This is a genomic window from Microbacterium sp. GXS0129 (assembly GCF_044769785.1).
GTDB lineage: Bacteria > Actinomycetota > Actinomycetes > Actinomycetales > Microbacteriaceae > Microbacterium > Microbacterium nymphoidis.
Map to the genome: position 1 here is coordinate 746,791 of NZ_JBIZVZ010000001.1, position 21,049 is coordinate 767,839.

Here is a 21,049-nt window from a genome sequence, read left to right on the forward strand (position 1 = left end):
CGGTGGGTGATCAGCGCTGCGGCCACGCGAGGGGGAGCAGAACCTCGGTCGACAGCGGCGCCAGGGGCACCTCGGTGTCGGGGGTGATCCACAGCGCCTCGGCGATCTCGGCACGCGGGGATACGCCTGCCGGGTCGATGGTCAGGGCGAACGCGTCGGCCACCACGGTGTGACCCGGCTCGTTGGCCGCCACAGCGCGGTGACGTCCGAGCGGACGCAGCTCGTGCACCGTGGTCTCGATCCCGAGTTCCTCGTTCAGCTCGCGCACCGCGGCTTCGGCCGCGCTCTCGCCGGGCTCCGGCTTCCCGCCGGGCTGCATGAAAGTGCTCGTGCCGTTCTTGCGCACCACGAGCGCTCGTCCGCTCTCGTCGGTGATCAGCACAGCGCTCACCAGGATCTCGGGGGTCATCTCTCTCCTTCATCGGTCGACGTGTGCTCGGGCCTCGCATCGGCGAACACTGCTCCGGGAGCGAGGATCCCCAGCGGGTCGAACACCCTCTTGATCTCTCGCTGAAGCCGCCACTGGCGATCCCCGAGCTCCTCACGAAGCCACCGCGCCTTCAGGATCCCGACGCCGTGCTCACCCGTGAGCGTCCCGCCCAGCCGCAGGGCGCTACGGAACAGCTCGCCGGCGGCATCCCAGACGCGGGCGGGCACCTCAGGACCGTCGAAGATGAAGTTGGGGTGCAGGTTCCCGTCTCCCGCGTGAGCCACGACCGGGATGAGGAGGTCGTAGTCGCGCTCGATCCGTGCGATCTCGTCGAACATGTCGGCCAGTCGTGACCGGGGCACCGAGACGTCTTCGATGAGTGTGGTCCCCCGTGCCGCCATCGCGGGATGCATGCTGCGGCGGATGCGCAGGAGCTCCGCGCCCCGAGCCGGATCTCCGGTGACCTCCACGACGGCGCCGTGCCGGCGGAGGACGCCGGCGATGGCATCGGCCTCGGACGGCGCGGACGCGCCATCCGTCTGCGCGGTGACGTGGACCGTTCCCGCGGGCGGGGGGACCAGGGCGAGCAGCTCGTGCACGGCCCGGACGCTGTGTGCGTCCATGAGCTCGAGGATGGCCGGCTGGATGCCCGCAGCGGACACCGCAGCCGTGGCGGCGGCTGCGGAGCGCACATCGGTGAACACCGCCGACACCGTGCACACCGCTCCTGCCACCAGCGGGCGGAGCTTCAGCGTGGCGCCGACCACCACGCCGAGCGTCCCCTCGGAGCCGATCATCAGCGCGGTCAGATCGTAGCCGGTCACCCCCTTCACGGTGCGATGACCGAAGCGGACCAGTTCGCCATCGGCCAGCACCACGTCGACACCGAGGACCGCGTCGCGGACGACACCGTACTTCGCGCACAGCAGTCCACCTGCACCGGTGCCGATGTTGCCTCCCACAGTGGAGATGTCCCGGCTCGCGGGATCCGGCGCCCACCACAGCCCGTGCTCGGCGAGGGCGGCGTTGAGATCGGCGTTGATGATGCCCGGCTCCACCACGGCCAGCTGATCCTCGGGGCGGATCTCGCGGATGCGGTTCAGCTGCGTGAGGGACAAGCAGATGGTCGCGGCTCCCGCGAGCCCCGCGCCGGCGAGCCCGGTTCCGGCGCCACGGATCACGACGGGTGTGCCGGTGCGGGTGGCGATACGCATCACGGTCTGCACGTCGGCCACCGAGCGTGCGTGCACGACGGCGAGGGGAGCGGCGGGGGCGCGGTGGCCGGAGCGGTCCGCACGCGCAGCATCGAGCGACGTGGGGCGCAGATCGACGGCGGCGCCCAGGGCGTCCTGCAGCAGCAGGACGACGTCCGCCGTCATGCGAGCCCGCCCGCGGCCGCGTGCGTCATGAGACGTCAGGACAGCGCGCGGCGTCCGGCCACGACTCCGGAGGCCACGGCCACGACGGCGTACGCGATGCCGATGATCGACTGCCCCATGTCCCACCACGCCAGCGTTCCCGCGGCGAAGATCAGCAGCTCGATGAGCACCCGCACAAACGGATGAACGCGGATGACGGCGCGCGGCGAGACGAACAGTGCCCACACCAGCAGGGCGACGACAGGAGCCGCGATGGCGATGATGAGGTTCCACGGGAACGTCCACATCAGCGCGCCCCACAGCACGAAGGTCGCGAGCGTGGCGATGATCACGACGACGCGGATCAGATCCAGCGGGGTGAGCGGCGCGCGCGTCCCGGGGGCGAGCTCGGCTGCGGGCTGCGGGGAATCGGACATGACTCCAGTCTACGAGGCTGCGACTCCGGGTTTCCTGCGCTCGGAGCTGGGGTGGCTTCCCGGGAGGCTTGCTGGTCAGCCATGATCCGGGTCTCACGAGCGGCCGTGTTCGGCAGAGCTTTGTCGGCGCGGGGTCTTGTCGACGCAGGGTCTTGTCGGCGCGGGGTCTTGTCGGCGCAGGGACTTGTCGGCTCGCGTCCCGCGCCCGGTCGCGTGTCGAGGAGTTGATGCGACCGGCGAGACGCCGCCGCTCAGTTCACCCGAAAACGGCTGCTCCACTCGGCTGCGGTGAGCGCCTCGGCTGTGCTGGAGACCACCTTGCCGTCGCCATCGAGAACCACGAACGAGATGAGCTTCGTATCGAGTTCGTCCGTGGGTACCGAGAGGGAGATCACGGTGCTCCCCAGGAGGGAAACGACAGTGGACGGGTACTCGCTGTCGTCGACGACAGCCGCGAGGCGACCGTCGTTCGGCGTGGCGAAGATGAGGTTCAGCACACTCACACCGAGCGCATCCGGGCCCAGCCACGCGTCCCACGGGTCGATCTGGCCGAGCGTGGGTGACGGGCTTGGCGTCGGGTCCGGCGTCGAGGTGGGCGTGGGCGTGGGCGTCGGCTCCACCGTCGGCGTCGGCGTCGGCGTCGGCGTCGATGTGGGGCTTGGCGACGGTGTCGGCGTGGGACTTGGCGATGACGTCGGTGTGGGTGTCGGGCTCGGCGACCGCGTGGGCGTCGGGCTCGGCGACGGTGTGGGTGTCGGGCTCGGCGTCACCGTAGGCGTCGGGCTCGGTGTCGGTGTCGGTGTCGGTGTCGGTTCGGGCGACGGCGGCTCGGGCGTCACCGTGGGCTCCGGGTCCACCGTGGGCTCCGGGTCAACCGTCGGCTCGGGCGTCACCGTGGGCCCCGGGTCCACCGTGGGCTCCGGATCCGCGCTCGGCTCCGGAGCGGCGGTGGCAACCGGCGGAACAGACGGGATCGGCGTGAGCGAGGTGAGGGGAGTGGGAGCCGTGGTGGGCGTTGCGGAGGGGGTCGGCAGCAGCGTGGGCAGATCGCTCGGTGTGGGGGAGGATGTGGCCGCGAGGGCGGGGGAGGCGGACGAGTCGTCCACGCTCACATCCAGCCCGCCGCCGTCCTGGCTGCTGCCCGCGGCCTCCTGCTGCGAGGCGGGGGGCTGAGACGAGAGCACCGTCCCGGCCACCGCGGCTCCAGCGATGAGCACACCGGCCGCGGCGATTCCGACGATGGTCGCGATGCCCGTGGCGGATGAGGCTCCACCCGCGGCCCCGGCACCGCCACCGGCACCCGCTCCGCCGCTTGAGCCGCTGCCGCCCGACGCCACGCCTCCGGCGCCCCCGGATGCCGCGCCGCCGGCGCCGCCCGCACGGGGGGCGCTGCTGATCGGGATGACTCCCGCACCGGCGCCGCTCGATCCGCCCGCCGACGCCACGGCAGCCGAGACATCGGCAGCGGGGACGGGGTGGAAGGCTCCGGCCGCGGAACCCCCGCCGGACGCGCCCGCGATCACACCGCCATGTGCCGCACCGCCGTGCACCACGGCCGCTGGCATCGCCGGAGCGATGGTGGCGGGCAGCGCTGGCGTCGCGCCCGCAGCCAGCGCGGCAACGGCCGTCCCGCCGCCCTGCAGGGTGGCGAGGTATGCGGTCGCACCGGTGGCGCCGATCGTCAGCGGAAGCAGCACGAAGGCGAGTCTGTGGGAGACGTTCTGCGCTTCCTCGGCGACGATCGTGCATCGCGCGCAGCCGGCGAGGTGGTCCTGCACCTTGCTTCGGTCGCGGTTGCTGATCGTCCCGCGCGCGTAGGTGCCGAGGCGTTCGATGACCCACTGACAGGGGGAACCGTCGTCAAGACTGGCGAGGTGTGCCGTGATCCACGCCTCGCGGAGACCCTCACGGGCGCGCGCTGCGAGCTGGGCGACCGCCATGGGCTTCATCCCGAGCAGCGGAGCGACTGCCGCGGGCTTCATCTGCTCGATCTCGGTGTACCAGAGCACCTCCTGCCACCGGGTGGGCAGGCTGCGGAAAGCACGATGCGTCAACCCGCGATCCAGCGCCTCCTCGGCGGCCTGATCCGTGGTGTGCGGATCGGCGACAGCGTCCAGGTCTTCGATCGGGGAGTCGTTCTTGGCGCGTCCCCAGCTGGCAGCGGCGTTGCGGATGCTGGAGAACAGGTAGGCGCGAAACGCCCCCGTGGGTCCGCCGCCGCGGCGGATCGCCTGGAAGATGCGGGTGTACGCCTCCTGCACGAGATCGTCGGCGTCGATCTTCGTGGTGATCGAACGGGCGACGTGCATACCTGCCGAGTAGTGGCGCTGCCACAGTTCGCCGTAGGCTTCCGTGTCCCCCTGGCGGGTGCGCTCGACCAGCGTCGTATCGGGTACGACGTCGGGCGTCACAGAATCTTCAGGGTGCACGGTGGCTTTCGTTCGGGGCGAAATAGGCCGGCTACCACACGGCCATTGGGATATTCTCGCGTGAAATCGACGGCGCGTCCAGTCTGCGGGAGGCGCACTGTGGATATCTGGGCGATCGCCGGACGGCGCCTGTGGATGTGCATTCGGCACACCCAGATGTCGCCAAGTTGCTGAGAAAAAGCCAGGTCCGTTTGGTACCCTGAGCTGTGCGGCATCGTCCCCAGCGGCCGCAGTTCGGCAGGGGGAGCCGAGGCAATTATTCGTCCCCAGCGAGCGCCCGCTCCCGTCGGACAAGAGGGGCGGCACGTCGATCCGACGGCCGCCCCTTTCCTCTCCGGTCCGTGTGACCTCAGACGCGGGCGCCGTCCGCCCACACGGCGCGCACGTGCAGATCACGATCCAGCAGCACGGCGTCGGCGGCGTACCCCTGACGCAGCCGTCCCAGATCCTCGCCGCGGCCGATCAGCTCGGCGGGAGTGCGGGTGAGGGCGTCCACGGCCTGCTCCAGCGGAACGCCCGCCTGCACCACATTGCGCAGCGCGGCGTCCTGCGTGAGCGTCGATCCGGCGATCGATCCGCCCTCCGCAAGACGGGCGACGCCGTTTCGCACCTCCACCGCCAGAGCCCCCAGGATGTAGTCGCCGTCACCGACGCCGGCTGCAGCCATCGCGTCGGTGACCAGCACCATGCGCCCCGGAGCGGAGGCGAACATCATCCGGATGAGATCAAGATCCACGTGGGTGCCGTCGGCGATGATCTCCAGTCGCACGCGCGGATCGGACGCGGCGGCGACCACCGGGCCGGGCTTTCGGTGGTGGATGCCGGGCATCGCATTGAACGCATGGGTGATCAGCGTCGCACCCGCGTCGAACGCCTCGCCCGTGATCTCGGCGTCCGCGTCGGTGTGTCCCACGGCCGCGATGGCACCGGAGGCGACCACGGCGCGCACGGCATCGAGGCCGCCGGTGAGCTCGGGGGCGAGCGTGATCTGCCGGACGGTCCCCTCACCGGCATCGAGCAGGCGCTGCACGAGGCCCACCTCAGGAGCGCGCAGCAGCTCGGGATCGTGCGCCCCCTTGTGACCGGGATCCAGGAACGGGCCCTCCAGATGCGATCCGAGGATGTCGCGGTCGGTGCGGGTGAGCCCGGCGATCAGGGCGACGTTGGCCGCCAGCTGGTCGATCGGCGCGGTCACCAGCGAGATGACCGCGCGCGTCGTGCCGTGGCTGCGGTGCACGTCCCGGGCGGCGCGGATAGCGTCGACACCGTCGTCGTAGGCGAAGCCGGCGCCGCCGTGCCCGTGCACGTCGATGAATCCCGGCGTGAGGATCGCGCCCTCACCCGCCACTTCGACCGCGTCGATCACCACATCCGCCTCGGCCGCGACATCCTGCCAGGGCGTCGTCTGGCCGGTCGCGAGTACCCCGTCGTCGTCGAGCAGAGCCCATGCTCCCGGCAGGCGCTGGCCCGACTCGATGATGTCGACCGAATGGATGAGGGTGCGCATGGATGCTCCTGTCAGAGGCCCGGCGGTCACGCCTGCGGCCAGGCGATCTCGGGGCTGCGGTAGTAGCCGATTCCGTCAGCCTGCCACGCCGGCGCGTGCTGTGCGACGCGCTCGCGCAGCGAAGCCCAGTTGCGCTCTGCCCCGTCCCGCGCGCTCCAGGCGATCTCGGCGAGGCCCGGCAGACGCGGGTAGGTGAGGAAGTCGATGTCGGCGGGCGTGCGCACGCTCTCGGTCCACAGCGGTGCCTCGACTCCGAGGATCTGCGCCTCATCGACGCCGGGGACGATGTCGGCGGGGTCCCACGCGTAGGACTCCTCCACGCTCGTGGGTCCGTCCGCCCACGTCAGACCGAGTTCCGTGGACGCGTCGTACTTCATGTCGAGGTACGCGACGTCCGCGGGCGAGATGATGAGTGATCCGCCGCCGTCCACGAAGGTGCGCGCGGCATCGGCGACGCCCGCCTGCGGGGTGCGGAATCCCCAGTACTGGCCCACGGTTCCCGCAGCCAGCGCGCCGGAGCGGCCCGCCTCGTGCCAGGCGACCGGAGTCTTGCCGGTGGCAGCGATCGCCGCGCTCGCGGTCGCCACGAAGGCGGCGAAGTCGGCGGGATCGGTGCCCAGGCACTCATCTCCGCCGAGGTGCACCCAGGGCCCCGGTGTCATGGCGGCCACCTGCGTGAAGACATCCGCGATGAAGGCGTCGGTAGCGGCATCGCCCACCTTCACCGACGAGAACCCGACACCCCAGCCGACGTAGGGCTCACCGAAGACGGGGAGGGCCTGGTTCAGCCGCGCGGCATCGGACTCGAGGTGATCGTTCATCACCGGCTGCTCGGTGAACTCCGGGTACGCCACCGTGATCGCGTGCGTATGGCCGGGGGTGTCGATCTCAGGCACCACGGTCATGTGGCGCGCAGCCGCGTACGCGATGATCTCGGCGTAGTCTTCGGCCGTGTAGAAGCCGCCCTCGTCACCGAGCGCCGCGGTGCGACCGCCCAGCTCGGTGAGTTTCGGCCAGCCCTCCAGCTCGATTCGCCACCCCTGGTCATCGGTGAGATGCAGGTGCAGCACGTTGATCTTGTACGCGCTGACGCCGTCGATGAAACGGCAGACCTCGGCCACGGAGAAGAAATGGCGGGCGACGTCCAGCATCACGCCGCGGTAGGCGAAGCGCGGGCGGTCGGTGATGTCTGCCCCTCGCACGAACCAGCCCTCGGCGTCCCGCGCGAGGAGCTGGCGCAGCGTCTGGCTCGCCCAGTATGCGCCGCGCGGGGTCTCGGCCTGGATGAGGACGCCGTCGCCGGTGCGCAGCGTGTACCCCTCGTCCGATCCACCCGGGCCGAGCGCCAGCACGATGTCACCCGGTTCGGGGGAGACGCCGATGACGAGCTCCATGTCCAATCCGGTGCGTTCGGCGATCGCTGCGGCAAGGAGGAAGGCCTCACCGCGCGTCACCTCGCCCGTCACGATGCGCGTGGCCTCGGTGAGGCGCACCGGGGGTGCGTCTGCGACGGAGACCGGGAAGGGGATGAGGGGGAGTGGAGCGACGCCGATCGACATGTAAGGAAACCTAACAAACGCGACAGGCGGAAGCCACGACGAGCTCACGAATTCGCAGCGTATCCGTCAGATCGGTCGCGGCGCGCAGGTTTCGTCCCGCCCTCCGGAAGCGGCGCACGCCTCACCGCTTCCGCTACACTCGCTGGTGTCGCGACTGGCGTACAAGGTGGGTCACCACCGGGAAGCGATTCACATCTTCGACCGCGCGCCTGGGTCGATTCGGAAACACGCAGAACACCCTCGTGGAGGCATCCGCCATGACCGATTCCTACTTCAACGCCCCGCTCGCCGAGGTCGATCCCGAGATCGCCGAGGTCCTCGAGCGCGAGCTGACCCGTCAGCGCGACTACCTCGAGATGATCGCATCCGAGAACATCGTGCCGGTGTCCGTGCTGCAGTCGCAGGGCTCCGTTCTCACCAACAAGTACGCCGAGGGTTACCCGGGCAAGCGCTACTACGGTGGTTGTGAGGAGGTCGACGTCGCCGAGGAGCTGGCGATCGCGCGTGCCAAGAGCCTGTTCGGCGCCGAGTTCGCCAACGTCCAGCCGCACTCGGGCGCCACGGCGAACGCAGCCGTCCTGCACGCGATCGCGCGTCCGGGCGACACCATCCTCGGCCTGTCCCTCGATCAGGGTGGCCACCTCACGCACGGCATGAAGATCAACTTCTCCGGCCGGCTCTTCGACATCGTCGCGTACGGCGTGAACCCGGAGACCTCCCTCGTCGACATGGACGAGGTGCGCCGCCTGGCCATCGAGCACAAGCCGAAGGTCATCATCGCCGGGTGGTCGGCCTACCCGCGCCAGCTCGACTTCGCGAAGTTCCGCGAGATCGCCGACGAGGTCGGCGCCTACCTGTGGGTGGACATGGCGCACTTCGCCGGTCTCGTCGCCGCGGGTGTGCACCCCAACCCGGTGCCGCATGCCCACGTGGTCTCCTCCACGGTGCACAAGACCATCGGCGGCCCCCGCTCCGGTTTCATCCTCACCAACGACGCCGACATCGCGAAGAAGATCAACTCGGCCGTCTTCCCGGGCCAGCAGGGCGGCCCCCTCATGCACGTGATCGCGGCCAAGGCCACCGCGTTCAAGCTCGCGGCCACACCGGAGTTCAAGGACCGTCAGGAGCGCACGCTGCGCGGCGCCAAGCTCATCGCCGATCGTCTCCTGCAGGACGACGTGAAGAACGCCGGCATCGCCGTGCGCTCGGGCGGCACCGACGTGCACCTGGTGCTCGTGGACCTGCGCGACGCCGAGATCGACGGCAAGCAGGCAGAAGACCTCCTCCACGAGATCCACATCACGGTGAACCGCAACGCCGTCCCGAACGACCCGCGCCCGCCGATGGTCACCTCGGGTCTGCGCATCGGCACCCCCGCCCTCGCGACGCGCGGCTTCGACGACGCCGACTTCGCCGAGGTCGCCGACATCATCGCGCTCGCGCTGCTGCCCGGCGCCGACGTGGAGGCGCTGAAGGCACGCGTCCAGGTGCTGGCGGACAAGTTCCCGCTGTACCCGGGGCTGGCACAGTGACCGCTGTCGTCCTCGACGGCAAGGCCACCGCTCAGGCGATCAAGGACGAGCTGACCGAACGCGTCGCCGCGCTCAAGGCTCAGGGCGTCACGCCGGGTATCGCCACCGTGCTGGTGGGAGCGGACCCCGCATCGCAGCTGTACGTGGGCATGAAGCACCGCCAGTCCGAGGCGATCGGCATGAACTCCATTCAGGTGGAGCTGCCGGGCGATGCCACGCAGGCCGACGTCGAGGAGGTCATCGACCGCCTCAACGCGGACCCGTCCTGCCACGGCTACATCGTCCAGCTGCCGCTGCCGAAGCACATCGACACCGACGCGATCCTCGAGCGCATCGACCCCGCGAAGGACGCCGACGGCCTGCACCCCACGAACCTCGGCCGGTTGGTGCTGAACGTCAACGCTCCCATCGAGACGCCGCTGCCGTGCACGCCGCGGGCCGTCATCGAGCTGCTGCTGCGCAACGACTACGACCTCACCGGCAAGCACGTGGTGGTCGTGGGGCGCGGCGTGACGATCGGACGCTCGATCGGGCTGCTGCTCACGCGGCGCGCGATCAACGCCACCGTCACCCTCACCCACACCGGAACGCGGGACCTGCCGTTCTATCTGCGTCAGGCCGATGTGATCGTGGGCGCCGCGGGAGTGAAGCACCTGGTGAAGCCGGAAGACGTCAAGCCCGGCGCCGCCGTGCTCGACGTCGGCGTCACGCGGGAGGATGACCCGGAGACCGGCAAGAGCAAGGTGTACGGCGACATCGCCCCGGGCGTCGAGGATGTGGCGGGCTACCTCTCGCCCAACCCCGGTGGGGTGGGTCCGATGACCGTCGCCCTGCTGATGACCAACGTGGTGGAAGCAGCCGAGCGCAGTCTCGTCTGATGCCACTGCCGGGGCGGGCTCTTCTTCGGAGGAGCCCGCCCCGCTCTCGCCTGCGGTACCCGATCGATGAGGATTCGAGGACGATGAACGACAGAAGCGGGTTCCGCATCGGCGCCCTGGTATGGCTGGCCGTCGCGAACTTCTCGATGGGCATCGACGGCTACGTGCTCGCGGGGCTGCTGCCGCAGATCGCTAGCGATCTGAAGGTGGATGCCGCCGCTGCCGGCCAGCTGATGAGCGTGTTCGCCGTCACCAGCGCGATCGGCGGACCCGTCCTCGGCGCCCTCACCGGACGCTGGGAGCGCAAGGCGACGATCCTGCTCTCGCTCGGCGTCTTCGTTCTCGGGAATCTGCTCGTCGGGCTCGCGCCGACCTACTTCTGGGCGATGGCGGGACGGGTCGTCTCCGCCCTCGGCGGCGCCCTGCTCAGCGCGGCGGTGGGCTCCTACGTCGTTGCCGCCACCCCCGAGCAGTACCGCGGACGCGCCCTGTCCTGGGTGATGGGCGGGTTCCTCTTCGCCACGGCGCTCGGGGTGCCGGTGGGGCTCGTGATCGGACAGGCGGACTGGCGTATCCCGATCTTCCTCGTCGTCGGAGTCGGTCTTGTGGCCATGGTCGGCATCTTCCGCGGGGTCACGCCGTTGCATCTGCCGGCCACAACCGTGCGCGAGGCGCTCAGCCCGCTCACGCAGCCGCGGATCCTGCTGGCCCTCATCGTGCCGACCGGCCTGATGTGCGCCAGTTACCTCTGCTTCACCTACGCCACGCTGATCCTCGGTCCGCGCATCGGCGAGGGCTATCCGATGATCGCCGCTCTGTTCGGCTACGGTGTGGTGAGCCTGGTCGGCAATCTCGTTTCGGGACGGGTGATCGACCGGCGCGGGCCGGTCGCCGTGCTCACCGTGATTCTCACCGCTGTCGTGACCGCGGCCGTCCTCGGCTGGCTCGGTCTGATGCTTCCGGGCATCCTCGGAGCGATCGCGGGTGTGGCGTGGTTCCTGGTGTGCGCGTTCTTCAACGGCGGCTCCGGCGTGGCCGGTCAGGCGCGGCTGGCCGCCATGGTGTCACCCACCGTCGCGGCGCTCGTGCTCGCCGTGAACACGAGCGCCATGATGCTCGGAAGCGGATTGGGCAGCGCGCTGGGCGGTGTCGCGCTGGTCGCGGGCTCCAGCGCGGACCAGCTGCTGCTCATCTCCGGTGGCGTGCTCGCCCTCACCCTGTTCGCGCACCTCGCCACCCTCGCGTGGCTTCGTCGCAACGTGCCCGCCGCAGAGCCGGTTTCTTCGTAGTCGGCGTCCTCCGCCGGTGCGGCGAGGACGCTAGAGCTCCACCGGGGGGACCGGCTCGGCTCCCTCCTCCTCCGGGTGGCGGGCGAGGTTCACGATGCCGGCGATCAGCCCGCCCCACACCGTGACCATCGCGACGATCATCATCACCACTGCCGTCGTCGTCATCGCGCACCCGCCTTCGTCGCCACCTGGATACTGCCGGTCTCCGGGTCGGGATCGTATGCCTCGTCGACCAGGAACTCGTCGTAGTCCGGGTCGTCCTTGGCGTGCGATGTCCTGCTCCACGGCACGAAGGAGAGGATCACCCCGCCCACGATCAGAGCGATCGCCATTCCCCAGCCGAAGATCGCGAGGAACCACCCCGGATACCCGCTGTAGGGCTCGGAGATCTTCGAGATCAGCTCGTTGACCAGCAGGTAGCCGAGCACGACCGGCGCGAGCACGCCGACGAGGAGTTTCCAGATCGTTCCGATGCGGAAGCTCGAGCGCCGGTTCAGGTGCTCCTGCAGCGCCGGGAGCTTGTGCAGGAACCAGGCGACAACGATCACCGCGATCAGCGCCACCGCCATGATTCCGAAGGCGTTGACGAACGCGTCCGCGGTGTCCAGCACCGCCAGCGCCGTCGTGGTGGAGAACAGGGCCATCGAGATGACCGCCAGGGGGATCGCCACCACGAGGGTCGTGGATACGCGTCGCCATCCCAGCTTGTCCTGCAGCGCTGCGACGATCACTTCGAGGATGGAGATGAGCGAGGTGACTCCGGCGAACACCAGGGCGCCGAAGAACAGGACGCCGATGATGGAGCCGCCCGTCGCGTTCGAGACGATCGTCGGGAACGCGATGAAAGCCAGGCCGATGCCGGAGCTCGCGACGCCCGACACATCCGTTCCCTGAGCCGCGGCCATGAACCCCAGCGCGGCGAACACGCCGATGCCGGCGAGGATCTCGAACGAGGAGTTGGCGAAGGCCACCACGAGGCCCGAGCCGGTGAGGTCGGTGCGCCGCTTCAGGTACGACGAGTAGGTCACCATGATGCCGAACGCCACCGACAGCGAGAAGAAGATGTGGCCGTAGGCCGACGCCCACACCGCGGGGTTCGCGAGAGCCTCCCAATCGGGGGTGAAGAACGCGTTGAGCCCATCGAGAGCACCGGGGAGGAACAGCGACTGCACCACCAGCACTACGAACATCAGGGTGAGCAGTGGCATGAGGATCATGTTGGCCGCACCGATGCCGCGCTTCACGCCGAGGCACATGATGACGATCACGACGAGCCAGACCAGGAGCAGCGGGATGCCCACCTGTGGGACGAACTCCGCGGAGACCCCGACTTCCTGGACGTCCGCCATGCGCAGGAAATCGGTGAAGAAGAAGTCCTGCTCGTTGCCCTTGCCCCAGGTCAGCTGGGCGGAGAACCAGGTGTACATCGCCGACCACGCGATGATCACGGCGTAGTAGGTGGCGATGACCACGCAGATCAGCACCTGCCACCAGCCGAGCGGCTCTGCTGCGCGATGCATGCGCCGGAACGCGAGCGGAGCGGATCCGCGGAAACGGTGACCGATGGCGTAGTCGAAGAACAGCAGCGGGATGCCTGCGGTGAGCAGGGCGCACAGATACGGGATGAGGAAGGCGCCACCACCACCCTCATACGCCACATAGGGGAATCGCCAGATGTTGCCGAGGCCCACGGCAGAACCGATCGCCGACAGGATGAACACGTTTCTCGAGCCGAATGCCTCGCGGCGGGCTGGCTGCTTCGTTGCGGTCGCCATCCCAGCACCCTACTAGGCTGATCGGCGGGGAGGAGGGCAGGCATGCGCGCAACCGTGAAGGACGTGGCCGCTCGCGCCGGTGTGTCCGCGAAGACCGTCTCCAACGTCATCAACGGTGTCGTCTACGTGCGCCCCGAGACGAAGGAGCGCGTCGAGGCGGCGCTGCGCGACCTGGACTATGTCCCCAATCTCTCCGCGCGAGGGCTGCGCAACGGGCGATCCGGCGTGATCGCCCTGGCGCTGCCGGACCTCGCCACCCCGTACTCGGCGGAGATGGCGCACCACTTCGTCGAAGCCGCTCATGCGCGCGGATGGGGCGTGCAGATCGAGGAGACCGGCGGTCGCCCCGACCGTGAGGCCCAGCTCCTGCTGCGGGCACGGGCGCGACTCGTGGACGGTCTCATCCTGAACCCCACCGTCACCGACGAACTCGAGCTGCCCGACGCGTCCGAGCTCCCGCCCGCCGTGGTGATCGGCGAGGTCGAACAGCCCGTGCTGGATCAGGTCCGGGTGGATCCGGACCAGGCGGCGTATGACATGACCCGGCTGCTCATCCAGCGAGGGCATCGGCGCATCGCCGTGGTGGGGTCGGATCAGGGATCGGGAACCTCCACGGCGGTGCTGCGCACGCGCGGGTACCGTCGCGCGCTCGCCGACGGCGGCATCGACGCGGACGACAGCCTCGAGATCTCCTGCGACGACTGGACCCCGCGCGGGGGAGCGGCCGCGATACATCGGTATCTGGACGAGTACCCGGTGCCGGAGGCCATCTTCTGCTTCACGGACTCCCTGGCCATCGGCGTGCTCAATGAGCTCTGGCGCCGGGACATCGTCGTTCCGGAAGACGTGTCCGTGGCGGGGTTCGACGACGTGGCGGACGGGGAGTTCGCGACCCCGCCGTTGACCACCGTGTCGTTCGACAAGACCGCCTTCGCGAACGCCGCGCTGGATCGCCTGGCGGCGCGCATCTCGGACCGGGCCGCCGCCCAGACGGTGACCACCGTCGGTCACGTGATCGTCGAACGTGCCAGCACCGCGTCGCGGCCGTCGGCCCCACCCCTTTCATAGCGCTCGCTTCGCTCCAAAACACCCGGGGTGGGAACCAACTGCGCACGATGAACCGAGACGGAGAGGACGATCATGGACCGCACGACGATCAACCGCCACCTGCGGGCACAGTTCTGGCCGATGCTGACCGCCGCCGGCTTCCAGCGGAAGGGCGACATCGCCCGCCGTCGTTTCGACGGGGGAGTCGTGCACGTCGTGGAGATCCAGCATCGGCCTCGAAGCGCGGTGTTCCAGGTGAACCTCGGTGTGCACCTCCTGACACTCGATCAACAGACCACCACGTCGGCACCGGATCCCGATGCGTTGCGCGAGTACGACTGCGCATGGCGCGGCTCGGTCATCGCGGGATTCCGCAATGCTCAGGACTCTGAGTTCGCCTACGGTCGCACGGCGGAGGAGGCGTCCGAGTCGGTGGCCTTCCTCGGATCGGAATGGGAGCGTCAGGCAGCCGCGTTCTTCGGCCCGCTGACGGTGTTCCCCGAGGATTTCCACGCGCGGGCGCGCGCCATGATCACGGAGGCGCCCCACCCGGCGCACATGCGGACCTGGGCGCGGGTGGCACTGCTGCTGCATGACCCTGAGCTGGCCCGCGAGATCGCCCGTGCCGCCTTGCCTCGCGTCGCGGAGCGCGCCACCGCGCTGCGTGATGATCTCGCCGCCCTCGCAGCGGGTGCCTTCGAGAGCGCAGACGGCGGCTGATGACCGATGCGCAGTGCCCTCGCCCAAGGGGGTAGAACGAGGACACTGCACATCGGGTGATGCACATGAGATGAGGGTCCCCCCGGAACGCCATGCGTGTGCATCGAGCAGCAGACCTCCGACAGTGCCACTGCGAACGTCAGGATATGGAACGCGGGCCGTCCTGAGCTAGGGCGCGCCGAAGTTGACCCCCGCACAGGGGTCAAGCGTGATCGTCCGGGGCGGGCGTCGCCCCGGACGACGTTCCGCCAACGTCGGGCGGCGTGCGACGAAGCAGGCGCGAGGTGGCCGTTGCTCTCCACGCCCGGCCACCTCGCGGGGCGCCGCTCGTGCTCAGGGGAGGAAGCGGGAGAGCGGTGCCTCCGGCGACGCCATGGTCACGGCTTCCCCCGAATCGTGTCGCACGCATCGCCTCCGCAGGAGAACCCCGACGGAACCCCTGCGGGCACAGAGTACGAATCGTCGCCCGTGCCGTCGAGCCGCGACAGGTGTTTGACCCCACAGCTGAGGTCAGGGTCGTCGTCGACTGCTCTGCTCCGCGATCGGTCCCGCTCGTCAGGGCGTCAAGGCGCGGTTCTCCAGCGGCCAGAGGGGAATGACCCCAGTGCTGGGGTCATTCCCCTGCCATATATGGACGGTACATGCGTGGCATGTGAGCATGAACCGAAACGCCCCGCCGTACAACAGCCGCTCTCCCGAACATTGGAGCGGGCCTGGAGCGGGGCACTGGGGATCTCTCCCATACGCATGGGGATGTGTGTGGGAGATGCAGCACGCATGGGAGAACGCAGCATTCGTGCTGCACAGAACAAGGAAGTGGCATGACGATCACTCATACACGCGAACCGCGGAGAACACGAGCGTCCGCCGGGCGCCGAACGGCGGTGGTCGCCGGACTCGTCGCGGTTCTGGCCGGCTTGTGCTCGCCGTTCGCGCCGACCGCATCGGCCGCGCCCGGCGATGGCACCGTCACCGTCCACGTGGTGCAGGAGGTGAACGCCAACGGGCTCGTCGACTCGACGACGATGGAGCCGCCGCTCATCGGCGTGGACGTGACCCTCACCGACATGAACGGTGCCTCGATCACCGTGCAGACCGACGCGAATGGAAACGCGGTGTTCACTCCCGCGGCCTCCGCGCTCGTCGGGGGTCAGTACCGGGTGGATGTCGCCAACCCGCATCCGGGGACGTTCTTCCCGAGCTTCGCGGCCAACGGCACCGGCGCATCCGCTGCGGTCACGACGGCAGACCTCGCGAATGCGGCGAACAAGAAGCTCTCCAGCTCGACAGAGTTCGTCGATGTGCGTAACGGGGCAGCAGCGTATGTGAACGCTGCGTTCTGGTACCCGCCGTATTACTGCCAGCAGAACGCGACCATTGTTGGGGCGTGTCTGCCCAACAGCACGCCGGGCTTTGTGAGCAACCCCACCGATCACTCTCTCTTCTCGACGAACTACAACCTGACCACGGCTCCGGCGAAGGTGGCCGAGCAGGGGGCTACGGGCGCGCTGTACGGCATTGCCTACAACGGGACCACGAAGCGGGTGTTCTCCAGCGCGGTTGCGCGCCGCAGCTCCAACTACGGCCCCGGCGGTCCCGGCGCGATCTACGTGACCGACCCGGCGACGGGCGGTGCCACGCTGTGGGCGACCGTGCCGAACGTCGGTCCGGACACCCACGACCAGACCACGATGCACGACTACGGCTTCTTCGACCAGGTCGCCAAGAAGTCGCTCGGTGAGCTGGAGATCACGAACGACGACAAGTACCTGTTCGTGACCAACCTCGAGGACCAGAAGGTCTACGTCTACGACGGCATGGCAGCCTCGGGTGCCAACGCGCTCCTGGGGTCCTACCAGATCCCGAACCCCTGCGCCGAGCCTGCCGACTGGCGGCCCTTCGGCGAGGGCGTCGGAATGTTCACGAGCTACGTCGGCGGCGTCTGCTCCGCGCAGACCAGCCAGAACCGTGACGACATGCGCGCCGTGGTGTACGCCTTCGACCCCGCAACGGGAACCTTCGGCAACATCGTGCTGGACCAGTCGCTCAACTATGGCCGCGGCCAGGCGTTCCCCGACGGCAGTTGCAGCGGCGAGCCGCTGAACACGGGCGGCATCGGCCGCTGGTGGCCCTGGATCGGCAGCTACCCGAACACGGCCAACCAGCTGACCACGAACGCGAACGGGTGTTGGGGCTGGACCTCGTACCCGCAGCCGATCCTCGCCGACATCATCGAGGACACGAACGGCGATCTGATCATCGGGCTCCGTGACCGCTTCAGCGACCAGGCACCCCACCGCTCGCAGAACCCCACTCGTACCGGAGGCGTCTCCGACAACGTGGAGCCCACGTCGGGCGCCGACCTGGTGCGCGGGTGCAAGCTGACGGACGGCACCTTCGTGCTGGACCCGAACTACGCCGGCGAGCCGCTCGCTGCGGGCAGCATCTGCACCAACAACAACGTCGCGGGGACCGACTCGCACGGCCAGCCGCGGACCTTCCGTGAGTACTACGTGGGTGACTTCCAGAACGGCAGCCACCAGGAAGGTCTGTACTCCGGCCAGGCGCTCTCGCGCGTCGAGACGACGATCGCCTCGGACATCGTCGACCCGCAGGGACTGTGGCAGGTCGGTCTCGGTCTCATCAACCGCGACGGTACGGACAACTCCCGCGGTCTCAACGTGCCCACGGCAACCAACAGCTTCCGCAAGGGTGGCGGTCTTGCCGACCTTGAAGTGATCTGTGACCAGGCGCCGATCCAGATCGGTAACCGCGTGTGGTTCGACGAGGATCGCGATGGAACCCAGGACCCGACGGAAGTTCCGCTGCCCGGTGTCACGGTGAACCTCATCAAGGACGGTTCGGTGATCGCCACAGTGGTCACAAACGCTCGTGGTGAGTACTACTTCTCGTCGCTGACGACGGCCGCGATGACCACGGACACGGATTACGTGGTGGAGTTCGTGAAGCCGGCGACGGGGACGGTCAACCTGGGCACCGTGACCGGCACGAAGCCGTGGAGCGATCTCTCGCTGACGATGAACGAGGCAGGGTCCGTGCGGGAGATCGACTCGAACCCGGACCCGGCGACGGGTCGGTACAACCTCCACGTGGGTGGACCGGGTCAGAACGATCACACGATCGATGCGGGTTACATCATTCCGCTGCCGGTGACGCCGACGTTCGGCAAGACGTCCGACCCGGTTCCCGGGACGGTTGTGAAGCCGGGCGACTCGGTGACGTACACGGTCACGGCTGTGAACCCGAGCGACACCCGGGCGATCACGGCGGGCACGCTCACGGACGACATGGCCGGGGTGCTGGACAAGGCTGCTCTGGCTCCTGCCGGTGCGACTCCCGTGCTGACGTGTGAGGGCCCTGCGGGCGCGACGTGCGGCGAGATCGTGTTTGACGCGACGGCGAAGACGATCGTGTGGACGGCAAGCACCGCTCACCCGCTCTCGCCGGCGACCACGGCGAAGATCACCTACACGGTCGTCATCGACGAGGGCGCCACGGGCACGCTGACGAACGTGCTCGTCGAGCCGAACATCACGACCGAGCACCCGATCATCACGTGGGACAAGGTCGCGGTTCCCGGCAACGGTGAGCTCGTGAACCCGGGTGATGTGGTGACGTACACGATCTCGGTGAAGAACACCGGAGCTGTCGCGTCCAACGCATTCTCGGTGACGGACGATCTGACCGATGTGGTGAACAATGCGGACATCGATCCCGCGTCGATCACCATTGATCCGGCCGGCCTGGGTGCGGCGTCGTACGACGCGGCCACCAAGCTGCTGACGTGGACCGGTGTGCTGCAGCCCGGGGAAGAGGCCAAGGTCTCCTACTCGGTTACGGTGAAGCCGGACGCGTTCGGCGAGCTGCGCAACCGCTACTTCGACAAGACCGTGGTCAACCCGGTCTCGGTGAAGCTGGCGTGGCACAAGGTGGACCCGGAGGGCAACGCCCTGAAGGGTTCGGAGTGGACTCTCACGCCTGTGGATGCAGCCGGGGCTGCGACCGGTCCTGCAGTCGTCGTCGTCGACTGTGTCGCTGCGGCGGCTGCGGACTGCACCGGTGCTGATACCGATCCTGCGGCCGGAGCATTCCTGGTCGGCAAGCTGAAGCCGGGAACTTACTCCCTGGTGGAGACGAAGGCGCCTGTCGGCTTCGTGCTGCTGACCGATCCGATCGCGGTGACGGTCCTGAGCGACACGGCCGTGACGACGCTGCCGGACGTGGTGAACCAGCAGCAGGGCGTGCCCGCGATTCCGCTGACCGGTGGATGGGGAAGTGACTACTTCCTCGCCGGTGGTGGCGTGCTGATGGTGCTCGCCGCCGGAGTGTTCCTCTTCATCTGGCGCCGCCGCGCGTCATCCGTGAGCGAATGAGTTCGCCTATGGATTCCCACAAACCCCACGCAACACACCCGATAACCATTCCCGTCGAAATCCCGACTAGAACAGAAGGAACTATCCACATGACAATCTCACGCAAGCAGCGTTTGCTGCGGGGAGTTGCGTTGGGCTCTGTGCTCGCGCTGGCCGGCACCGGCATGGCGACATCCGCGTTCGCTGCCGACATCGATCAGTCCCAGACGGGCTCGATCATCATCCACAAGCACGAGAACCCGGGCAACGGTGCGGGCACGCCCGACGGCACGGGTACGGCGCCGAACACGCCCGGTATCGCCGGCGTCGTGTTCGAGTACTGCACCATCGATGGCATCGACCTGTTCGACGGCACGAACACCGGTTGGGACGCTCTCAAGGCGATCACGCCGGCACAGCTCGCGGCTGCTGCCTCGACGAGCGTCACCACCCTCGGCTCCTACAACCTCGTGGACTGTGCTCCGGCTCCCGCGACGGACAGCAACGGTCTGTCGACGACCCCGGATCTGCCGCTGGGCCCGTACTTCGTGCGTGAGATCTCGGCACCGAGCAAGGTTGTGGCTCCGGCCGCTCCGTTCGTCGTCGCGCTGCCGACGCCGCACGACCTGCAGAACCTGGACGGCGAGTGGGTGTACGACGTGAACGTCTACCCCAAGAACACCGTCGCCGAGGGCCCGCGCAAGAACATCGTTCACCAGGACGACAACGGCGCAGCGCTGGGCGCTCCGATCGACTACGAGATCACGACGAAGATCCCGGCGCTGGCTGCTGGTGAGATGTACGACAAGTTCATCCTCACGGACACGCTGGACACCAAGCTCACACCGGACACCGACCCGTCCAAGGTCACCGTCAAGGTGTTCGGCGGGGCGACGTTCGTGCAGGGCACGGACTACACCTTCGGCTGGAGCGGCCAGACGCTCACCGTGACGTTCCTGGCTCCGGGCCTGGCGAAGCTGCAGCCGGGTCAGAACGTGGTCGTCGGCTTCACCGCCGCCGCCAACGCCATCGGCACGATCGACAACCAGGCCTTCGTGAACCTGAACGACCTGCAGATCGGCACGGTTCCCCCGGGAACTCCTCCGGGAAGCAACCCGACCAACGTCGTGCAGACGCGCTGGGGTGCGCTCGAGCTGAAGAAGGTCAACGCCGACAACACCGGCCAGGGTCTGTCTGGTGCGGAGTTCACCGTGTGGATGAGCACGATGGACGTCGCCGGCTGCAAGGCTGACTTCGCGAACCTGAAGCAGGTCACCCAGCCCGGAACCACCGACCCGTACGTCGTCACCGCCGGTGCCGGTGGTGTGGTCACGATCCCGGGTCTCTGGGTTGGTGACACCGAGCTCGAGATCGCCGCTGACGGTACCGTTACGAACACGACCGTCGCCGGTCACGACTACCAGGCGCGCTGCTACGTGATCCAGGAGATCAAGGCCCCCGCGGGCTTCATCCTGCCCACCGGTGACGCCGCTCTCACCGAGATCGTCGTGCAGCCGGGCGCGGTCGGCGCCGCCAACCCGATCGTGACCATCACGAACAAGCAGCAGGGCGTTCCGAGCCTGCCGCTGACCGGTTCCGACGGCCAGCTGATCCTGACCATCGGCGGCATCGCCCTGATCGTCGTCGCTGCCGGCGTGATCGTGATCGCTCGCCGCCGTCGTCACGACGAGACGGCCGACCAGTCCTGACAGACC

At 68.6% G+C, this 21,049-nt stretch carries 15 protein-coding genes and 1 riboswitch; of the genes, 7 read left to right on the plus strand and 8 right to left on the minus strand.

All coding sequences use genetic code 11. From position 1 onward, the window contains the following. Positions 1-10: 10 nt before the first annotated feature. From ACIQJ5_RS03315 to ACIQJ5_RS03340, 6 genes are all read right to left on the minus strand, one after another. Positions 11-409: an NUDIX domain-containing protein gene (locus ACIQJ5_RS03315; protein ID WP_231090440.1), complete on the minus strand. Its 399-nt coding sequence runs from the start codon at positions 407-409 to the stop codon at positions 11-13. Next, positions 406-1,809 (minus strand): FAD-binding oxidoreductase, encoded by a 1,404-nt coding sequence (locus ACIQJ5_RS03320; protein WP_402840851.1) that lies wholly within the window; start codon positions 1,807-1,809, stop codon positions 406-408. Before ACIQJ5_RS03320 ends, ACIQJ5_RS03315 begins: the two co-directional genes overlap by 4 nt. A 35-nt stretch (positions 1,810-1,844) precedes the next feature. Next, positions 1,845-2,225: a YrdB family protein gene (locus ACIQJ5_RS03325; protein ID WP_231090437.1), complete on the minus strand. Its 381-nt coding sequence runs from the start codon at positions 2,223-2,225 to the stop codon at positions 1,845-1,847. Between the two features lie 251 nt (positions 2,226-2,476). Beyond that, positions 2,477-4,636: a sigma-70 family RNA polymerase sigma factor gene (locus ACIQJ5_RS03330; protein WP_402840855.1), complete on the minus strand. Its 2,160-nt coding sequence runs from the start codon at positions 4,634-4,636 to the stop codon at positions 2,477-2,479. Positions 4,637-5,003: 367 nt separating this feature from the next. Continuing rightward, positions 5,004-6,161 carry an N-acetylglucosamine-6-phosphate deacetylase gene (gene nagA, locus ACIQJ5_RS03335; protein WP_231090435.1) on the minus strand — a complete coding sequence of 386 codons (1,158 nt, stop codon included), beginning with the start codon at positions 6,159-6,161 and terminating at the stop codon, positions 5,004-5,006. A 26-nt stretch (positions 6,162-6,187) separates the two neighbouring features. Continuing rightward, a complete protein-coding gene (locus ACIQJ5_RS03340; protein WP_402840860.1) occupies positions 6,188-7,720 on the minus strand; it encodes a family 20 glycosylhydrolase in 1,533 nt (510 codons plus the stop codon). Positions 7,721-7,860: 140 nt separating this feature from the next. Beyond that, a riboswitch (ZMP/ZTP riboswitch) is annotated at positions 7,861-7,942 on the plus strand. 35 nt (positions 7,943-7,977) lie between these two features. Between ACIQJ5_RS03340 and glyA the strand changes: the two genes are divergently transcribed. From glyA to ACIQJ5_RS03355, 3 genes are all read left to right on the plus strand, one after another. After that, entirely contained in the window at positions 7,978-9,252 is a 1,275-nt protein-coding gene (gene glyA, locus ACIQJ5_RS03345) for a serine hydroxymethyltransferase (RefSeq protein WP_231090433.1), read from the plus strand. Continuing rightward, positions 9,249-10,130 (plus strand): bifunctional methylenetetrahydrofolate dehydrogenase/methenyltetrahydrofolate cyclohydrolase, encoded by an 882-nt coding sequence (locus tag ACIQJ5_RS03350; protein WP_231090431.1) that lies wholly within the window; start codon positions 9,249-9,251, stop codon positions 10,128-10,130. The genes glyA and ACIQJ5_RS03350 overlap by 4 nt, the downstream gene beginning before the upstream one ends. An 83-nt stretch (positions 10,131-10,213) precedes the next feature. Beyond that, entirely contained in the window at positions 10,214-11,419 is a 1,206-nt protein-coding gene (locus ACIQJ5_RS03355) for an MFS transporter (protein WP_402840865.1), read from the plus strand. A 30-nt stretch (positions 11,420-11,449) separates the two neighbouring features. On the opposite strand, the gene ACIQJ5_RS03360 is transcribed toward ACIQJ5_RS03355, so the two are convergent. Further along, entirely contained in the window at positions 11,450-11,584 is a 135-nt protein-coding gene (locus ACIQJ5_RS03360) for a methionine/alanine import family NSS transporter small subunit (RefSeq protein ID WP_231090429.1), read from the minus strand. After that, positions 11,581-13,194, minus strand: coding sequence for a sodium-dependent transporter (locus ACIQJ5_RS03365; protein ID WP_231090428.1), 1,614 nt, complete (start codon positions 13,192-13,194; stop codon positions 11,581-11,583). Before ACIQJ5_RS03365 ends, ACIQJ5_RS03360 begins: the two co-directional genes overlap by 4 nt. A gap of 42 nt (positions 13,195-13,236) precedes the next feature. Between ACIQJ5_RS03365 and ACIQJ5_RS03370 the strand changes: the two genes are divergently transcribed. The 4 genes from ACIQJ5_RS03370 (at position 13,237) to ACIQJ5_RS03385 (ending at position 21,043) form a co-directional block, all read left to right on the plus strand. Beyond that, entirely contained in the window at positions 13,237-14,262 is a 1,026-nt protein-coding gene (locus ACIQJ5_RS03370; RefSeq protein ID WP_402840870.1) for a LacI family DNA-binding transcriptional regulator, read from the plus strand. Positions 14,263-14,334: 72 nt separating this feature from the next. Next, entirely contained in the window at positions 14,335-14,961 is a 627-nt protein-coding gene (locus ACIQJ5_RS03375) for a DUF4304 domain-containing protein (RefSeq protein ID WP_402840873.1), read from the plus strand. A gap of 821 nt (positions 14,962-15,782) precedes the next feature. After that, a complete protein-coding gene (locus tag ACIQJ5_RS03380) occupies positions 15,783-19,355 on the plus strand; it encodes an SdrD B-like domain-containing protein (protein WP_402840876.1) in 3,573 nt (1,190 codons plus the stop codon). An 89-nt stretch (positions 19,356-19,444) separates the two neighbouring features. Next, entirely contained in the window at positions 19,445-21,043 is a 1,599-nt protein-coding gene (locus ACIQJ5_RS03385) for a SpaH/EbpB family LPXTG-anchored major pilin (RefSeq protein WP_402840878.1), read from the plus strand. Positions 21,044-21,049: the final 6 nt, after the last annotated feature.